This is a genomic window from Weizmannia sp. FSL K6-3076, from assembly GCF_038007245.1.
Lineage (GTDB): Bacteria > Bacillota > Bacilli > Bacillales > Bacillaceae_C > Weizmannia > Weizmannia faecalis.
The window spans coordinates 1,026,640-1,043,968 of the sequence record NZ_JBBOWU010000001.1 but is presented as its reverse complement, the minus strand read 5'-3'; the positions used below and the strand labels follow the sequence as shown (position 1 = coordinate 1,043,968).

General features: G+C 45.0%; 23 protein-coding genes. 10 read left to right on the top strand and 13 right to left on the bottom strand.

Annotation, left to right across the window (positions count from 1 at the left end):
- Positions 1-566 precede the first annotated feature (566 nt).
- Positions 567-722 carry a hypothetical protein gene (locus tag NSS95_RS04690; protein WP_199772167.1) on the top strand — a complete coding sequence of 52 codons (156 nt, stop codon included), beginning with the start codon at positions 567-569 and terminating at the stop codon, positions 720-722.
- Between the two features lie 451 nt (positions 723-1,173).
- On the opposite strand, the gene NSS95_RS04685 is transcribed toward NSS95_RS04690, so the two are convergent.
- Complete coding sequence (locus NSS95_RS04685; RefSeq protein WP_019721857.1) at positions 1,174-1,332, bottom strand: hypothetical protein; 159 nt, start codon at positions 1,330-1,332, stop codon at positions 1,174-1,176.
- Between the two features lie 15 nt (positions 1,333-1,347).
- On the bottom strand, positions 1,348-1,509 hold the full coding sequence (locus NSS95_RS04680; RefSeq protein ID WP_225620978.1) for a hypothetical protein: 162 nt from the start codon (positions 1,507-1,509) through the stop codon (positions 1,348-1,350).
- A gap of 781 nt (positions 1,510-2,290) precedes the next feature.
- Between NSS95_RS04680 and NSS95_RS04675 the strand changes: the two genes are divergently transcribed.
- The 6 genes from NSS95_RS04675 (at position 2,291) to NSS95_RS04650 (ending at position 5,498) form a co-directional block, all read left to right on the top strand.
- Entirely contained in the window at positions 2,291-2,461 is a 171-nt protein-coding gene (locus NSS95_RS04675) for a hypothetical protein (protein ID WP_164931345.1), read from the top strand.
- Between the two features lie 290 nt (positions 2,462-2,751).
- Positions 2,752-2,955 (top strand): hypothetical protein, encoded by a 204-nt coding sequence (locus tag NSS95_RS04670; RefSeq protein WP_014095695.1) that lies wholly within the window; start codon positions 2,752-2,754, stop codon positions 2,953-2,955.
- A 235-nt stretch (positions 2,956-3,190) separates the two neighbouring features.
- A complete protein-coding gene (locus NSS95_RS04665) occupies positions 3,191-3,388 on the top strand; it encodes a hypothetical protein (RefSeq protein WP_014095696.1) in 198 nt (65 codons plus the stop codon).
- A gap of 364 nt (positions 3,389-3,752) precedes the next feature.
- Positions 3,753-4,484 carry an alpha/beta hydrolase gene (locus NSS95_RS04660; RefSeq protein WP_014095697.1) on the top strand — a complete coding sequence of 244 codons (732 nt, stop codon included), beginning with the start codon at positions 3,753-3,755 and terminating at the stop codon, positions 4,482-4,484.
- A 67-nt stretch (positions 4,485-4,551) separates the two neighbouring features.
- The gene (locus NSS95_RS04655; protein WP_014095698.1) at positions 4,552-5,064 is read left to right on the top strand and encodes a 2'-5' RNA ligase family protein; all 513 of its coding nucleotides are present in this window, start codon (positions 4,552-4,554) and stop codon (positions 5,062-5,064) included.
- A gap of 5 nt (positions 5,065-5,069) precedes the next feature.
- Positions 5,070-5,498: a GNAT family N-acetyltransferase gene (locus NSS95_RS04650; protein WP_014095699.1), complete on the top strand. Its 429-nt coding sequence runs from the start codon at positions 5,070-5,072 to the stop codon at positions 5,496-5,498.
- A gap of 176 nt (positions 5,499-5,674) precedes the next feature.
- Here NSS95_RS04650 and NSS95_RS04645 read toward each other — a convergent pair whose 3' ends face one another.
- From NSS95_RS04645 to NSS95_RS04610, 8 genes are all read right to left on the bottom strand, one after another.
- Positions 5,675-5,929, bottom strand: coding sequence for a hypothetical protein (locus tag NSS95_RS04645; RefSeq protein WP_014095700.1), 255 nt, complete (start codon positions 5,927-5,929; stop codon positions 5,675-5,677).
- Positions 5,930-6,030: 101 nt separating this feature from the next.
- Positions 6,031-6,288: a stage VI sporulation protein F gene (locus NSS95_RS04640; protein ID WP_014095701.1), complete on the bottom strand. Its 258-nt coding sequence runs from the start codon at positions 6,286-6,288 to the stop codon at positions 6,031-6,033.
- A 1,418-nt stretch (positions 6,289-7,706) separates the two neighbouring features.
- Positions 7,707-7,838: a YjcZ family sporulation protein gene (locus NSS95_RS04635; RefSeq protein ID WP_017551778.1), complete on the bottom strand. Its 132-nt coding sequence runs from the start codon at positions 7,836-7,838 to the stop codon at positions 7,707-7,709.
- A gap of 84 nt (positions 7,839-7,922) precedes the next feature.
- Complete coding sequence (gene spoVAE / locus NSS95_RS04630; protein ID WP_014095703.1) at positions 7,923-8,279, bottom strand: stage V sporulation protein AE; 357 nt, start codon at positions 8,277-8,279, stop codon at positions 7,923-7,925.
- A 242-nt stretch (positions 8,280-8,521) separates the two neighbouring features.
- A complete protein-coding gene (gene spoVAD, locus NSS95_RS04625; protein WP_014095704.1) occupies positions 8,522-9,532 on the bottom strand; it encodes a stage V sporulation protein AD in 1,011 nt (336 codons plus the stop codon).
- On the bottom strand, positions 9,532-10,008 hold the full coding sequence (spoVAC, locus tag NSS95_RS04620; RefSeq protein ID WP_014095705.1) for a stage V sporulation protein AC: 477 nt from the start codon (positions 10,006-10,008) through the stop codon (positions 9,532-9,534). The genes spoVAD and spoVAC overlap by 1 nt, the downstream gene beginning before the upstream one ends.
- A gap of 16 nt (positions 10,009-10,024) precedes the next feature.
- Positions 10,025-10,489 (bottom strand): sporulation protein, encoded by a 465-nt coding sequence (locus NSS95_RS04615; protein WP_026684062.1) that lies wholly within the window; start codon positions 10,487-10,489, stop codon positions 10,025-10,027.
- A 326-nt stretch (positions 10,490-10,815) separates the two neighbouring features.
- Complete coding sequence (locus tag NSS95_RS04610; RefSeq protein WP_014095708.1) at positions 10,816-11,172, bottom strand: DUF1360 domain-containing protein; 357 nt, start codon at positions 11,170-11,172, stop codon at positions 10,816-10,818.
- 148 nt (positions 11,173-11,320) lie between these two features.
- Between NSS95_RS04610 and NSS95_RS04605 the strand changes: the two genes are divergently transcribed.
- The gene (locus NSS95_RS04605) at positions 11,321-11,761 is read left to right on the top strand and encodes a CotY/CotZ family spore coat protein (RefSeq protein ID WP_014095709.1); all 441 of its coding nucleotides are present in this window, start codon (positions 11,321-11,323) and stop codon (positions 11,759-11,761) included.
- A 48-nt stretch (positions 11,762-11,809) separates the two neighbouring features.
- Here NSS95_RS04605 and NSS95_RS04600 read toward each other — a convergent pair whose 3' ends face one another.
- Complete coding sequence (locus NSS95_RS04600; RefSeq protein ID WP_035182027.1) at positions 11,810-12,514, bottom strand: spore coat CotO family protein; 705 nt, start codon at positions 12,512-12,514, stop codon at positions 11,810-11,812.
- A 268-nt stretch (positions 12,515-12,782) separates the two neighbouring features.
- Here NSS95_RS04600 and NSS95_RS04595 point away from each other — a divergent pair, with 268 nt between their 5' ends.
- Positions 12,783-13,481, top strand: coding sequence for a hypothetical protein (locus NSS95_RS04595; RefSeq protein WP_035182029.1), 699 nt, complete (start codon positions 12,783-12,785; stop codon positions 13,479-13,481).
- Positions 13,482-13,611: 130 nt separating this feature from the next.
- Here the strand turns inward: NSS95_RS04595 and fabI are convergent, their stop codons facing one another.
- Entirely contained in the window at positions 13,612-14,391 is a 780-nt protein-coding gene (fabI, locus tag NSS95_RS04590) for an enoyl-ACP reductase FabI (protein ID WP_035182031.1), read from the bottom strand.
- Positions 14,392-14,602: 211 nt separating this feature from the next.
- Here fabI and prpE point away from each other — a divergent pair, with 211 nt between their 5' ends.
- Complete coding sequence (gene prpE / locus NSS95_RS04585) at positions 14,603-15,340, top strand: bis(5'-nucleosyl)-tetraphosphatase PrpE (protein ID WP_035182034.1); 738 nt, start codon at positions 14,603-14,605, stop codon at positions 15,338-15,340.
- A 1,116-nt stretch (positions 15,341-16,456) separates the two neighbouring features.
- On the opposite strand, the gene NSS95_RS04580 is transcribed toward prpE, so the two are convergent.
- Positions 16,457-17,329 carry an RluA family pseudouridine synthase gene (locus tag NSS95_RS04580; protein ID WP_340713813.1) on the bottom strand — a complete coding sequence of 291 codons (873 nt, stop codon included), beginning with the start codon at positions 17,327-17,329 and terminating at the stop codon, positions 16,457-16,459.

The following is a 17,329-nucleotide window of genomic DNA, read 5'->3' as shown; positions in this document are numbered from 1 at the left end:
TTTTCTTCATGACTTTTTAGTGTAAGAGGGTTATATTTTAGGTGTAGCAAGGAAAAAGCAACAAACCCTTAAGTTTCTAGATACCCCCCTTAATGTCTAGAAAAAACTCCCCTTACCAACCGGCATTGTGCCGGTTTTTTTTCGCATTAAAGCCGGCGCAATCTTGATGCCCCGGCCCGTAAGTCTGCTTTACATCTCCTCATCGTCCTCTTCATCCCAGTCGTCTTCCAAATTTTCATCGTCCAGGTCCCAATCTTCCCAATCCCCTGTTGTGTCCAGTTTGAACAAATCTAACAGGCGCTTGAACATTTGTGGCGTCTCCCTTCTTTTTCCTTATAGGATTTACAGGTTAAAACCAATTTATACGGTATAAGAAAAAGGCCGGGCGAAAAAATATACATAGAAGCAAACCCGGGGGTGGACGATTTGGAAACCTGGTTTTATCTCCATGTGATGAACACGTTATACTTTGTATTTTTTATGTTTGCTGTGCCGCCCGCCATCGCAGCCCTGATTTGCCGGCCCGAAATCAAAAAATATTTGGAAAAGAGGAAAGAAGGCAAGCCATGAAAAACGATGATAAAAGAATTTCTGAAGGGTTAAACGGATGGTTTGAAATGATGAATGCAAAAGGAGATAAAGGAGAAATCGCGCAGATCGTGGAAAAATACAAGGCGCGGGCTGGCGACAGCAACGATGCGGCCCACAAAGACAAGGAATAAGATTTCAACAAAAATCGACAATTCTCATCAAAAACTTATTTTTCTTTCATGATCTTTTAGGAAAAAACCCGTACTATTATACCTGTAGCAAGGACAAGTTACAAAACCCTATACCAACTAGACAACCCCCCCTTTTTGTTGTCTAGCAATACCCCCTTAAAAACCGGCTTTTGCCGGTTTTTTTATTTTTTGCTACTTTGTTGCCGGCTCATTATCATGCAAATGGATGACCTTGTCTTCATGTCCGCAATATAAAATAAAACGAAGGGAGCTCGTACTGGCTTATTTTATTAATCAATTGATCTCCCACATATTTGCCTACTATCTTCCAGAAGAAGGGGCTGGTGCGATCTTTATCCCGATTCTGATTTTTTCATTTTGTCTGTTAGCCGGATATGCCATTGTAGGCTATATTTTTAAGATTGCTGCAAAAAAATAGTCCGGGGCACCGTTATTCGGCATCCCGGACAAGAACATAGCGGTCTTCAATCGTTTTCGGCGATACCAGATTGCCGGTGCCGAGCATAATGCTTTCGTTTTGGACTGCGACCACCATGGCAAGTGTTTCATGCTGCTTTTCTTTATATACTTGTCCGATTTTGATTTCCATGGAGCCCCACCTCTATTACAAGTGCGTACGGCGTTTTTTCTGTTCTTGTATCACTTTATTCCGCTCACCGCCGTCTGAAAGTTCTTCGTATTGAAATTCTGTCTCATCACTTTGAGCCGCAAGCAAATCAGCGGACGCCTGATGGTTATTGGGTGCCGCTTGTTCATTCCATTTCACACGGATCGCCTCCTTTCTTTTAATATGCGTCCGCTTCCGAAAAAAAAGCGCGCCGGATTGCCGTTTCCATTTTTTGTGGAAAACAGCGTCCCTGGCTTTCGGCTGGATTTTCCTCAGCATGCGGCCGGGTATTACATATTCCTGCAGCTAAAAGGGCTTGCTGAACAAATTAGAATTTGCATTTTATGGATTTGATAGGACCAAGTGGGTGTACAACTCCTGTATTGTGTCCGCAGCCATGCCTAACGTCGCTGTAGCAAGGGGGGTTGATAAATGAGTCCCCCAAAAATTGGATGTGGGGGTTAAAAGATGGATTTTTGAAGTTTTTAAAAACGGCTCAAAAAGATTTTATCTTATTGAGGGTGGAATACCAGAAAATGATGGACGATACCCGTTAGAAAAAGTGACATTGAAAAAATAACTGATGTGTCCCCTAAATAAACCGAATTGACAGCAAGATATTTCCTCTAATCAGGTTGCTTTTTATTTTGGCGGAATGGGGATGCGGACTCTCTTTATCTCGCCCTGAGCAAGGCGTTAAAAGGAGTCTTTATGTTTGAAGGCGTTAAAAAACAATCGTGAAATAAAAGGTGCTGCAACCAAAAAGCAGAGGAATGATTATAACGTAATCGGTCAATCTCACCTTATAAAAATGGTCATGATTTAGAAGGATTTAATGACGAGGAGCAAGAAGTATTTTTTGTTAGGAATTCCAAATTTAAAATTTCGATCCAAACTGTTAAGGATAGAAAAATTATTTTTGAAATGGAGACATTTTAATATGGGAAAAAAAGAAAAATTATTTTCTGCTCCTCGTTGGACTGAACCTATAGGACTAAAATCTGATGGATCTCCAAGTGCAATTAGTAGTGGGACAAAGCACTATGAAACAGAAGAAGAACGACAGAAAGATATCGAAACGACAAGATATATACGTGAAATGCTGAAATAAAGAATGGAGGAAAACAATAAAAATTTTTAAGTACCTTGTGCTGGGTACTTTTTCTTTTGCCTATGATTGAAAGCGTTAAAAAACAATCATGAGATAAAAGGTACCTGCAACCAAAAAGCAGAAGAATGATCACGACGTAAATGGTCAATCTCACCTTATAAAAATGGTCATGATTTAGAAGGATTTAATGACGAGGAGCAAGAAGTATTATTTAAACGTAATACAGCTTATAAAATCTTATCCAGTCAATTTATGAATGGTAGAGTTATATTCGAATTGGAGGAAATCCTATGGATAAAAATAATAAACCATATTCCGACCGTCGTTGGACGGATCCAATTGGAATAACAGAAGATGGGGAAATCAGCGCTATTTCCATAGGAACCAAACATTATGCATCAGAAGAAGAAAGACAAAGAGATATCGAAGAAGGTAAGAAGATTCGAAAAGAATTTTTGAAAATGCTAAAAGAACGCCATAAAAACAATAAATAGAATTTGTCGTTGGAATATTATGATCCATTCCATGGATTCCAACGACATATTAAAAACCAAAATTACTTTTAAAGAATATATATCTTTGAAGGATAGAATGATGCTGCCCAATCGGTAGAGATTTGAAAGGAATTAATGATCAGGAGGCCAAAGTATTATTTAAGAGAGTCAATTTAAAATCTTAAATCAAAAGTTTCAATCCGGTAAAATTTTGTTTGAGTTGGAGGAAATGTAAATGAGCAGCAAAAAACTATTTTCTGACAAACGATGGACAGAACCACCAGGAATGACATCCGATGGTAAATTCACTGCTATTGTAAGCGGAACTAAGCATTATGCTTCTGAAGAAGAACGACAGAAAGATATTGAAACGACAAGACTTATACGCGAAATGTTGAAAAAGAGAATGAAGGAAAACAATAAAAATTTTTAAGTAGGGCTTGCTAAATAAGCAAAATTCCTAGATTTGGCAAGGATGCAGACAGGTTCGGCAAAAAATTAATGAGAATTTTTCTTCATATAAAATGAGCTCCGTTTTTCCCATCCGGATGGATATCACATTCAAATTTAGGATCTCCCTCACGTCTTCGTTTTTCCAAATCTATCCATGCTGTAATCAGCTCTCTTCATCAAAGGTGCTTGGTTTATCCATATCAAGCGTTGCCGGATTCTGGATGTTTTTCGCATGGGCTGGTAAACTGAATTTACAGGCAGCGGGGTGTGTAAATTTTTTCCTGAATGCCATTTTTTCCGGGAAGGCGAGGCAGCCCCCATCTTGAGAAGGAGGTTTTCAACATATGGAAATTGAAAGAGGCACGATTAAAGATGTCCCGTTTGAAAGCAGGGAACTCGGGGAAACGCTCAATCTCTGGGTATACTTGCCGGCGCGTTTTTCCCCGCTTTATAAATATGCCGTATGCATATGCCAGGACGGAAAAGACTTCTTCCAGCTCGGCCGGATTGCACGTGCGGCGGATGAACTGCTTGCAAAAGGCGAAATTGAAGACTTGATTATTGTCGGGATCCCTTATGCGGATATTCCGGACAGGCGCCGGAAATACCATCCTGACGGCGAGCAACATGGCGCTTATATCCGGTTTTTGGCGCATGAACTTGTCCCTTTCCTTGACCGTGAGTTTCCGACTGCGCAAATGGCATCGGACCGAGCACTGGCGGGAGACTCACTGGCGGCAACCGTCTCGCTCATGGCGGCATTCAAGTACCCCCATACATTTGGAAAAGCCGCATTAATGTCGCCGCTCGTGAATGAAAAAGTGATGGAAGCCGCAAAACAATGTACGGATCCAAAGTTGCTGGACATTTACCATATTGCTGGAAAAGGCGAGACGGAAGTGAAAACGACTGACGGCAAGATCCAGAATTTTATCACACCGAACCGCACCCTGCATCAAGTTCTGGAAGAAAAAGGGGTCCCCGGATTTTATGACGAATTTGACGGTGATCACTCTTGGAGGTACTGGCAAAAAGATTTGCCACGTGCCCTCAAGTACCTGTTTAAAAAAGATTAATTTTCGGCAATTTTTCTGATAAAATTGTATTATAACGGCTTAATATCCAGAAAGAGGAGGCCATTTTATGAATTATGCGCTTGTTGTCTTTCCATCAAAAAAACTTCAGGACCTTGTTAACTCCTACCGGAAGCGCTATGATCCGAAATACGCGCTAATCCCGCCGCATATTACGCTAAAAGCAGCGTTCGAGGCATCCGAAGAAGAGGCGGAAGTTTTTCGCGGGCAACTGAAGGAAATTGCCAAAAAATACAACCCGTTTTTGTTGAAAGTAACAAAAGTGAAATCTTTTGAACCCGTCAGCAATACGATTTATTTTAAAGTTGAACCGACGCCTGAACTGGAAGGGCTTTTCGCAGATTTCAGGGACCGTCTGCCGGGCGGGCCGCCTCCGTACCCGTTTGTGCCGCATATTACCATCGGCCAGGAGTTGTCTAAAGAGGAACATGCCGATGTGTTCCGCCAGCTGGAAATGGTTGGCATTGACCACGAAGAAAAGGTAAACCGGTTCCATCTTTTATATCAGCTGGAAAACGGGGTTTGGACCGTTTATGAGACCTATCATCTCGGAAAGGACTAACAAATGTGGACGTAATAATTGTAGAAAATGAAGAACAACTGGAGACGGCTTTTCAAATCCGGAAAAAAGTATTTGTAGAAGAGCAGCACGTCCCGGTTGAAGAAGAAATTGACGCATTGGAACAGGACTGCACGCATTTTCTGCTGTACGATGATGAAGGGAAACCCTCAGGCGCCGGGCGTTTTCGGATGGTGGACGGGTACGGGAAAGTGGAACGCATCTGCATCCTTCCGTCCGTGCGCGGGAAAGGGGCCGGCCGGGAACTGATGCTGGCAATTGAACATTATGCCGCAGAACAAGGCGTGCAAAAATGCAAATTAAACGCACAGACACACGCGATTCCTTTTTACGAAAAACTCGGATACCGTGTTGTTTCCGGTGAATTTCTCGATGCCGGCATTCCGCATAAAGCAATGGAGAAAACGATCAAATAGCATCCGGAAACTGGGGCTGCAGAATCCGTGACAAAGCGGCGAGAAGGAGTTGTGTCTCGCCGCTTTGTCTATAGAATGGCCTTATTTTTTTGCACCAATTTTGTTTATTTTATATAATCGCTTTTTCAACCTTGCTGCTTATCTTGTGAAAAAATCCACAATTCAGCGGGAAAGATTTAAACCGAAAGATCAATATATTGCCCCAGGCCGGTGATTTTTGCGATGATCCGGCTTTTTGCCGGTTTTCTTCCCGGTTGTTCATTTGCTTTAAAATGGTATTCTGTTCCGCCCGTGACGCCGTTTTGCCGCTTAACAGGATAAGCCCTCGAAACGGCATCTGCTTTTTCCACTTCAAGCTGGCGTAAGGACATTCCGTCATAAAGCCGGTACTGGCTTGCCTGATAGTCTGGAATTGGAGCGATCAAACTCATGGCAGTCACCCCTTTAAATGATTTCTATATTCTTTTCCCTCTCTTCTTTCATTTTAAACAGAAAAATGCGGACTTGCATCTGATTTGCAAGCCCGCTTTGGTTACTTTCCGTTGTTCATCATTTTGTTGATCGTGTTAAAATCGAGCTTTTTTCCATCTTTGACAATTGATTCAACAATTTTATCTTCCAGCTCTTTCGGTACCCGTTTGTTTGCAATTTGCGAGACGCGCTGGATGATGCCACGGACGGTATTTTCATCTTTAAAATTCGCGTTCTGCAGGGAATTTGCAAGCTGGAAAATGTCATTCATATTAACGCCTGTCTTCTTTTCGATATTCTTGAAAAACTGATGATCCACCTTCGTCGCTCCTCTCTTCAAGCTGTTTTATCGTATGAAAAAAGAAGCCGGATTGACAGTACAAAAGTGGATTTTCAATTGAAAACGTGTTAGCCGGAATTTTTCATTGCAAAAAAGTGCATTTTCCCGGTGCACAAGCTTGATTTACAGCCAGTGCTTTGATGAAGGACAGTTTGATGTTTCATGGCACTTGTTTTGTCTTTCATCAACCTGGTGAAGGACAGTTTGGCGTTTTTCGGCCTGGGTTTTGTCCTTCATTACCCTGATGAAGGACATTTCTGCATTTCCCGACCTGAGTTTTGTCCTTCATCACCTCGATGAAGGACATTTCGGCGTTATCCGCCCGGTGTTTTGTCTTTCATCACCTCGATGAAAGACAATTTGACTTTGCCAGGCCAGTGTTTTGTCCTTCATCACCTCGATGAAGGACAATTGGGCTTTGCCAGACCTGGGTTTTGTCTTTCATCACCTCGATGAAGGACAATTTGGTATTTTTCAGCCGGTGTTTTGTCCTTCATCATCTCGATGAAGGACATTTCGGCTTTGCCAGGCCTGGGGTTTGTCTTTCATTGAAGTTGCCAAAAGGAAAAACAAGCTGCATCTGGATCCGAAATGTCCTTTTGAAGCCGTCAAAAGGACAAAACACGATGTATCCGGGCCCGAAATGTCCTTTTGTAACCGTCAAAAGGACAAAACACGCTGCATCCGGGCCCGAAATGTCTTTTTGAAGCCGTCAAAAGGACAAAACACGATGTATCCGGGCCCGAAATGTCCTTTTGTAACCGTCAAAAGGACAAAACACGCTGTTTCCGGGTCCGAAATGTCTTTTTGAACCTGCCAAAAGGACAAAACACGTTTCATCCGAGCTCGAAATGTCTTTTTGAAGCCGTCAAAAGGACAAAACACGTTACGTCTGGATCCGAAATGTCCCTTTGAACCTGCCAAAAGGACAAAAAAAGGATCGCGTTTGGGCCCAAATATCCTTTTGAACCTGTCAAAAGGACAAAAGGAGTCGCGACTGGATCAAAATGTCTTTTTGAAGTTGCCACACGGACAAAACAAAACATTACTCCGATGAAGGACAATTTGACGGTTCACTTTTGTCTATCCTGAAAAATATGCGCCAGCTGATTTTCATTCTACTGTTGGTGCGCGTTCACTGCAGCATGGGCGTCTAATTGGATCTTCCAATTAGACAAAACACGCTCGGGTTCCGGGGCTTTTGTCCAATTAGACGCTCTAATTGGACAAAGCTTACGGCGGCTCGGTCATCGTCCCTATAAAGCAGTTCACCGCTTCCTGGCCCAATGTTTGTCTTTCAATGCCCGTTTCCCTCCAAAAATTCCCTGATAGAAGCAGGGGTACGAGCGTTTTCTCTCCCGCTATAAAAAAAGGCGGGGAATCCTCCCCGCAACTTGTCAGCAGAAGCTTGCACCGACAATAATTAACAGAATGAACAAAACAACGATCAATACAAATGTGCTGCCGTAGCCGTAACCACCGCCGTAACCGCCATAGCCGCAGCCGCCGCCATAACCGTATCCAAACATGTTTTTCACCTCACTTCTTGTATTACACTATACAATATGTAAGGTGCAGGCATTCGGTATAGGCGTGTGTCAGGGACGGCATCATTATCCTCTTGGCTTAAAGAGGAGCGAGCCGATAAATCCGAAAATAATCGCAGCCGAAATGCCGGAAGATGTGACTTCAAACATGCCGGTCAATACCCCGACAATGCCATGCCTTTGCACTTCCTGCATGGCGCCAGTTGCAAGCGAATTGCCAAAACTTGTAATTGGAATGGTCGCCCCGGCACCGGCAAAATTTACAAGCGGTTCATAAAGGCCGAGGCCCGATAAAATCGCGCCGGCCGTAACGAGGACACTCATCGTATGCCCCGGCGATAATTTTGCGACATCAAACAGCAACTGGCCAATTACACAAATCAGCCCGCCAATCACAAAGGCCCAGAAAAACATTGCAAGCATTACGCATCCTTCCTTTCTTACAAATACTCGATCGCTCAGGCTCACACAATCCATGCTGCAACCTAAGCGAATACTCGATCGCGCACCTCAAATTATCCGTATCCGTGCCGCAACCTAAGCAAATACTCGATCGCTCAGGCTCAATCCGTGCTGCAACCCAACCATATGACCCTTTCTTCAAATATTTGATGGCATAGCCTCAAACAACTCGTGCCGCAACGCAACCCAGGCAATACCCTTTCTTACAAATATTCGATGGCGCAGGCGTGCGCGATGCACGGAATGGTTTCGCCCTGCTGATAAGACAAAGGCGACAATAGTGCGCCGGTTGCGACGAGCAAGATTTTTTGGTAACGGCCTTTTTTCATTTCGTTTAGCAAATGGCCGTACAAGACAATCGCTGAACATCCGGCCCCGCTTGCCCCGGCCTGCACGGGCTGGGACTTGTCATATACCATCAGGCCGCAATCCTGGAACTGTTCGCTGCGAATGTCAAGATTCCTCTGTTTGAAAAGATCGAGCGCGATGGAACGGCCAATTTTCGCCAAATCGCCGGTCACAATCAAATCATAGTAAGATGGATCACGGCCGGTTTCCCGGAGATGCTGTTCAATCGTATCGACCGCAGCCGGCGCCATTGCACCACCCATATTAAACGGATCGGAAATGCCAAGGTCCAGTACTTTTCCGATCGTGGCCGACGTAATCCGCGGCGCCGGCCCGTTTTCTTCCGTACCGACCACCGCGAATCCCGCTCCCGTCACTGTCCATTGTGCGGTCGGCGGTTTCTGCCCGCCGTATTCGGTCGGATAACGGAATTGCTTCTCTGTTGTTGCATTGTGGCTCGAAGCCCCGGCCAGCACTTTCTCCGCCCCACCGTGATTAACGATGAAAGCGGCAAGCGCCAGGCTTTCCATCGAAGTGGCACAGGCGCTAAAAAGGCCCAGGTAAGGAATCGCATTTGTCCTTGCCGCAAAACTTGTCGGCGTGATTTGGTTAATCAAATCACCAGCGAGAAAAAACTGAATATCGGTTTCCTTAAGGTTTCGCTTTTTCAGGGCAATGCCAACTGCTTCCTCGATCAGTTTGCGCTGGGCTTTTTCATACGAATCCTCGCCGATCCACAAATCTTCAAAAAACCGGTCGAAATCGTCTGCCATCTGCCCCTTTTTCTCAAACGGGCCCCCGACAACACCGGTTGAAAGAATGGCCGGGCGGTTCGTGAAAGTCCATGTTTGCGATTTTGCGGGCATTACGATCCCCCCCACATCATGATGACGGTCCGGATCAGGACGACAACAAACGCGGAAAACACACCAAATACAATGACGGTGCCGGCAAGTTTAAAAATATTTCCGCCGACGCCGAGCACATAGCCTTCCGTCCGATGTTCAATCGCAGCGGATACAACGGAGTTCCCGAAGCCCGTTACCGGCACCGCGCTCCCTGCACCGGCGTACTGCCCGATATGGTCATAAATGCCAAAGCCGGTCAACAGCATGGATAAAAACACCATTGTCGCGGTTGTCGGGTTGCCGGCCGTTTTTTCGGTGAAATTAAACATGTATATATAGAAGTAAGTAAGGGCCTGACCAGCCAGACAAAAACAGCCGCCTACCCAAAATGCACGGATGCAGTTTTTCAATACCGGCCTTTTCAGCTCATGCTTTTTTTCGAACTGATCATACGCTTTTTGTTCGGGTGTTTTGTTTTGATTTTTGTTTGCCATTATCTCAGCCCTTTTCCTATGTTAATTCCTGTTTCAGCTTGATGATGTCTTTGAAACGTTTTTTTGCCTTGCCGGCTGAAATTTTGTGCTCGTCCATATCTTCCTTGAGGCGGACGGTTTCCAGGAAAATTTTATAGTCGCTGGAAGTAATAAATTTGCGTCCGGGGTAGCGTTTCTTTAAAAAGGCGTTGAGCTGTTTTTCGATTTTCTTCATTTTAAAACGGTGCAGATGCCTGACTTTGTAGGCAACCAATGTTTCTTTTGGCCCTTCAATGATGGCCACATCGTAAATGCTGTCAAAGCCAAGGACATCTTTTTTCAATTGTCCTGGAACGGCCTTATTCCCGGTGTTCGTGAGTCTCACCGGCGACGGTTGTGTTTTTTTCACAAGGGCCATTTTGCTGTCCTTGTGTTCCGGCCCGTTAAAACCGCAGCCGGTGAGCAAACATACTGAAGCTAAAACATACATGATTTTTTTCATACTCATCCCTCTGCGCTTTCAACTTTTACCTCTCTATTTTTCGCGCAAGCGCAGATTTTATAATTAGAAATTCTTGCCGCATCCTGGAAAAAAGGGAAAACAAAAGCGGAAGTGCAATCCTGCCTTCCGCTTTTGTTTTATCGCGTTTTTTTGCCGCCGCAGCCGCATCCGCCTTTTTTGACTTTTTTCTGATTGTTTGTATACGCCGGGACGGATGAAGGGGTGACCGGAATTTTGATGCGTGGTTTGCCCATAATCTTACCATCCTTTCCTCAGGATTCGCGCTTCCTTTTTTATCGTATGCAGCATTTTCACGGTTGTTCACTTCATTCGTCCATGATCCGCAAAAGAACGGTTTCGAGGATACTCGCCAGGCCGGCAATTGCAAGGATCATGACAATAGGCGACCCGATTTGCGGAAAAAGCATCCAACTCCCGTACAGGATGGCCGCGGACCAGACACCGGTGCACCAGTGGCAACTTAATAATTCGCCAATCCACTTTCTGATCCCTGTTCCTTTGATTTCAATATATTCCTCGATTGTTCCATCAGGCGCCATTTCGGTTATTTCTTTATGAAAAGGTTTTCGTAAAAAGGCCGTAATTTTATCATAAACCAACAAGCGCGTCAGTCTGAAACTGGCCAGTGCAAGCAGAACGAAATCAAGCCAATAGGAAACCATTTCCTGCCTCCTTCCCCGGGTACAAAATTCCCTATGCAAGTTGTTTGCCTATTTTTGCAAAAACGCGGGGACATTCGTAACAAAAAAAGCACCGAGACAATATTCTATAGTGTACTGAAACTAAACCATTGAAGGAGTTGAAAAATGAATGAGCAGTAAATCCCATGAATATTCCCGTACTTGCGTTTGTGATGTCGTACATTTCATCAACGATTTGCAGGATGCTGCGGTAGAAGACAGCAGCTGCCCGACCAACTGCTTGAATCCCGTGCTCGGTGCCAACAGGGAAAAACATTCACATGTCAACACACGTCCATTCATTCTATATACAAAAGACGGTTGTGCTTTTGAACCATTTTACAAAAATCACCACTTTGACAGCTGCGACGACTTCTGCGAAAAATCGAAATTTTTAAGAGTCGAAAATGTGGAAGGGTGCTGTGCTGTTGTACGGGTTTTAAAATGCGTCTGCGAACATCATGACGGCCATTCTAGGGTCCACTTCGAAGCAACCGATACATGCATCACGCTTGATTTAACCGATTTCATTGCCATTCAATGCCTCGAAGACACTTTTGTCAATTTGTAATGTATGAAAGTCGATAAGTTGCCGCTTATCGACTTTTTTTCCGTGGCTTTACTGAACCAGTAATTTAATGTCCGTGATCTCGTCCAGATTGATCCAGGCCGTCTCCATTGAGGAAAAAGGCATGACGGACAATTGGTCTTCCATCCGTTCAAGGATCACGGCACGATAGGCGATGCTGTTCGTTTGAATCATGACGGGGATTTCCGGTAGAAAACCTGGCTTATGAATTAAATAGTCAATTTTTTCATGGACTGTCATTTCTTTGAACCGTTTTCTCGATGGTGGTTGGACGGTTTCTTGTTCCGGCCAGGTGTCGGCTTTGTCAGCGCCGTCCGTTTCCAAATCCGTCTCCGCTTCCACCGCTCCGGCGGGTTCCGCAACATGTTGCTGCCCCATGGCATTTGCCGATTCCTCATGTTCCGCAGGATCTGCCGTTTTTGTCTTGAATGAAACGTTTACGGCTCCCCCGCGTTCTGCAGCTTCTTCTGTTTTTTCCTGTTCTACCGCTTTATTCGGTTTGGGCTGTTCCGGTTCTGTTTTTTTCTCGCGTGCGGCTGCATTGTTTTTTTCTTCGGCATGCCCTGTATCGCCGCTGGCAGGCATTGGTTCCGCGATCGTTCCATGGCCGGCATGTTCAGTTTTTTCGCTCACCACATTTCTGTACACTTTCTGCATCTTGATCGCGAGCGGAACATTTTTCGGCTGGATAATATAAAGAAGCGGTTTTTGGCTGCTGTACTGGCTCTCCTCCATGTTTCCAAAATCCCTCCTCCTGATTTCTGGCTCGCTTTATACCTATGCACGAAAATAAGAAATGTGCCTAGAGCTTGAATCTCCCAATCATTTGCTATTTCTGCCTTATCGTATGTTTTGGGGACAAGGAACGGAACCGCGGTTTCCACAGCATATTGGCACAAATGGATAAAGCAGGGAAAAATGTGCTTTTATACGCTACCATCCGTCTATTCCAAAAATATGCGAATGAGTAGAATATAGTAACAAAACGAAGGGAGGCATTTAAATGTCTTATTACGACTCAAACGACAGCTGCTATGATGATCATCGCCACCACAAACGGCAAGACGAGGAAGAACGGGGGCTTCTGTCGGAATTCGATGTAGATCAATCGCCGTCCGTACCTGTATCCGTGACAGGCGTCTTTAACATGGCAAACGCTATTGCTGAAGTAGATGTAAAAGTGGATGATTATGATGACCGTGTTTCATTGCTCGCAACTGTCGAATGGTCGCCAGCAGACCTGCCACTCGGTGTAACACTTGCAGCCTTAATTGGGGCAATTACAGGAGCAGGACCAGGGATCGTCATTCCGTTAACCATTCCGGCAGTCTTCCGAATCTGGAGAAGAAATTCTTCCGGTACGACACTCATTTCCCAAAAACGGGATGAAAGCGGAATTTCCGGCATTGGCATTCTTACAGCCGGCGGACTCGTTACAGTGCTCTTTGAAAACGTGACAACGACGGTTCACGCCGTAGATACCGATCCGTCCAAAGGGAAAAACGAATACTTCTTAACCATTGAACTCGGTAATTTCGCTCCAGATACAACGATTCCGGGGGTTGCACCTACCCTGCTTGGAACCATTACACTGACGCCTCAAAATGTTGTCAGCTACACATTCTCTGCTGCAGAAATTGAAGATAACGACCATTATCATTATGACAACAAAAAAGGCCATAAAAAAAATTACAGAGACTGATGCCATGCCAAAAAAGCCAGGAAGGTTTCACTTCCTGGCTTTTTTCATTTGCGCTTTTGGACAAGCCGTTGCATTTTATGATAGCCGGCATTCGGAAGGACCAGTTTTCGAACCGTCCGGAATTGTCCGGTTAGCCCATAATATGATAGCCGGCATCCACATGAATGTTTTCGCCTGTAACAGCGCGCGACAGGTCACTAAAAAGAAACAACGCGGTATCGCCGACTTCGCGTGTATCCACACCACGGTGAAGCGGCGCCCTTTCTTCCATCACTTTCAAAATGCTGTTGAAGTCGCTGACACCTTTTGCCGACAAGGTGCGAATCGGGCCGGCCGAGATCGAGTTGACGCGGATATTGAGCTTTCCTAGGTCATAGGCCAAATAGCGGACGCTTGCATCGAGGGAAGCTTTCGCAACGCCCATTACATTGTAATTTTCCATGACGCGTTCGCCGCCGAGGTAGGTCAGGGTAACAATGCTGCCCCCGTTAGGCATGAGTTCCAGCTCTTTCACCGCTTTGGCAACGGCCGATAGCGAATAGGAACTGATATTATGGGCCAGTAAAAACCCTTCACGCGTCACGTTTGTGTAGTCGCCTTTTAATTCTTCTCTGCGGGCAAACGCAACACAGTGGGCAATACCGTCGATCGTGCCAGCTTCCTTTTTGATCGTTTGAAAGCATGACTGAATCTGCTCGTCGCTTTCCACGTCGCATTGAAGGATCAGATAGTCCTTTCGATTCAGCGTTTCAGCAAGTTCGTGGATGCTTTTTTCATTCCGGTCGAGCGCATAGGTAAAAATAATCCTTGCGCCTGCTGCATCAAGCGATTGGGCAATTCCCCAGGCAATACTGCGCTTATTTGCAACACCCATCACAACAAATGTTTTATTTTCCAAAGATAACTGCATCGTGTTAACTCCTTTATTTACAATTTATATACGATTTTTAGTACCTGATACCAATTCTACATGAACTTTCCGGGTTTGAAAAGCACCTGTGTTTTATTTGTTGCAGGATAATCGTACCGGGACCCCGGGGAATACCAACCTTTTTTCAACTACCCGGCATTTGTTTAGGCGCGCCGGACAACATAAAATAGAGTTGGAAGGAGCGAGTTCAATGAAAATCGATATCATTGGGGATATACATGGCTGCATGGCGGAATTCAGGAAGCTTACGGAAAAACTGGGGTATCAATGGGAAAACGGTATGCCCGTTCATCCAGGTGGCCGGCTGCTTGGTTTTGTCGGTGATCTGACAGACCGCGGGCCGGCATCTTTGGAAGTGGCCGATACTGTCTATCGATTGTGGAAAAAGAAGCTTGGCCTGTATGTCCCCGGAAACCACTGCAACAAGCTGTACCGATATTTTTTAGGGAGAAATGTCCAGCAGAAGCACGGCCTTGAAACAACGGTGGCGGAACTGGAGGCGCTCCCCGTAAAAGAACGGGAACGGCACAGCAAACAATTTATGGAACTGTATGAGAAATCCCCGCTTTATCTTGTTCTAGACGGCGGCAAGCTAGTCATCGCCCATGCCGGCATCCGGCGCAAAGATATTGGGAAGATGAATAAATCGGTGCAGACTTTTATCCTTTACGGTGATATTAACGGGGAAACCAATCCGGACGGGACACCGGTGCGCCGCGACTGGGCGAAAAATGATGAGGGGGAAGGCTGGATTGTATACGGGCATACGCCGGTGAAAGAACCGCGATTGATCGGCCACACGGTCAATATTGATACCGGCTGCGTATTCGGCGGCAAACTGACAGCACTCCGGTATCCGGAAATTGAAACCGTCTCCGTCCCCTCTTCAATGCCATATGTGGAAGAAAAGTTCAGGACGTTCGCCTGAATTGAGAAGCATTTGGCATCCCTTCCCAGAGAGGAAGAAAAAAATCCATAGAAGTATGTTTTAACTTGTCTACTTCATGGAATGAGTTCTATAACAATCTTTCTAAAGAACAATTATAACAGACTCAAGACACCATGAATTATATTAGGGCTTGCTGAACGGATCCGATTCTGAGTTTATACCCAATTTGTCTGCAAGTTCTGTCTTAAAAATATAGAAGAATCCTTTTGCGAAAAGGGGTGATTTGATCTTCTCCATACGTTGAATCGGCTTTCGAGGGCAATCATTCTCTAGATTTGTTGTAAAACTCTTGCATTAAAATGGTTGTCAAAGCTGTCAGCAGCCTTGCCAAATCTAGAAATTTTACTGATTCAGTAAGCCCTATATTAGAACATGTTATGATAAAAAATAAAGCGGGAGAATATACAATTAACCAGTAAGAACTTGAAAACTCTTCATTTAAAGTTACTAAAAATTTTTTAGATTTTACGAATCAAAAGGTGGTCAACCACAGGAAAACGCCTTACAAGATGCGATTCACATTAGCAAATCAATGGCACAGGAAGTTGCGCGAGAAGTCGAAAAGGGGAATTGGCTTGCTGCTGGAAAGCTTGTTGCCACCGGTTTATTTGTTAACCCAGTATCCGCATAGGTGGTGCCGAACCAGTCAGCTAAAAGGAGAATAAACAATCGTGACATTAAATCATTTACTTTTTCTAACTCAACTACTTACCCTAGTATATGCGGCAGGCTATTCTCGACATTTAAAAAGAACTAAAAGAGAAAGGAAACTTTCTCTTTTAGAGGCTTTTTTATATTATTCTTCGTTAATCATTATTCCTTTATCGGCATTTATTTTTCTTTATACAAATTGGAATAGTTAAAAAAGAGTAGAAAAACTAAGCTTTAATAAAATTATTTTGACGTTTCCCGTTCCACATGGCAATAATGGAATAACCATCTTCATGTTTTTTTAGAGCGTTGAGCTTTTTCAGGACATCCTGTAGCAATCATAAAGTCCCGGGGAGAAAAGAACATGCAACAGCAAAATTAAGGATAAGCGCCCATGCCGTAAACTAAACGCTGGCATCAGAAGCAGGGAAATCCGAATCAACATCAAAGAAGATCCAAAAAGGGCGGTTTAGAAAGGAAATGCATTTCTTTCCCTGAAACCGGGTGCTGAAATGAAAGCTCACTGCAATGGAGCGCCTGCCGGGTGAAGCGGCTCGTGTTGCCACCGTACAGGCTGTCGCCGAGAAGCGGGTGGCCGATATAGGAAAGATGGACACGGATCTGGTGCGTCCTGCCGGTGTCAAGCCGGAGACGCACATGTGCATATGCCGGAAATTGCCGGACCACTTCATAATGGGTGCGCGCAAACTGGCCATCGTCCCGGACTTCGCGTTCTATAATGCTCGTCTCTTTTCTCCCGATCGGGGCTTCAATTGTGCCGCTTTTTTCAGTAAAAGTCCCTTCCGCGAGCGCTTCGTACGTCCGGCAAATTACATGCTTTTGCTGCATCAGGCTGCATAAATGGTGGATATAACGATTTTTTGCGATCAGGACAAGCCCGGATGTGTTTCGGTCAAGCCGGGTCACAACATGGACCGCGGATTCTATCCCGTTTTTCCGGTAATGGCCGAGCACCGCATTGGCAAGGCTTGCGGACGGGTGCTCGCGGGAAGGGATTGTATTCATAAACGCCGGCTTATCGGCAACAAGCACGCTTTCATCTTCATAGACAAGGCCGAACGGAATGTTTTCGGGCGTAAGATTGTGGCTCGGGGTTTCTTTTGGAAAAACAATGGCGGCCGCATCGCCCGGCTGCAAGCGATAGCGAACCGTTACTTCGCGGCCGTTCACAAGGATCAGCCCGCCGCGGAATTTAATATCCGCAAGCGCCCGTTTCGAGATATGGCGCGTTTTTAAAAACTCTTTCAATTCCTGATGTGCCTCATCTTCTGTAATTGTCCACGATAATGTCAACAT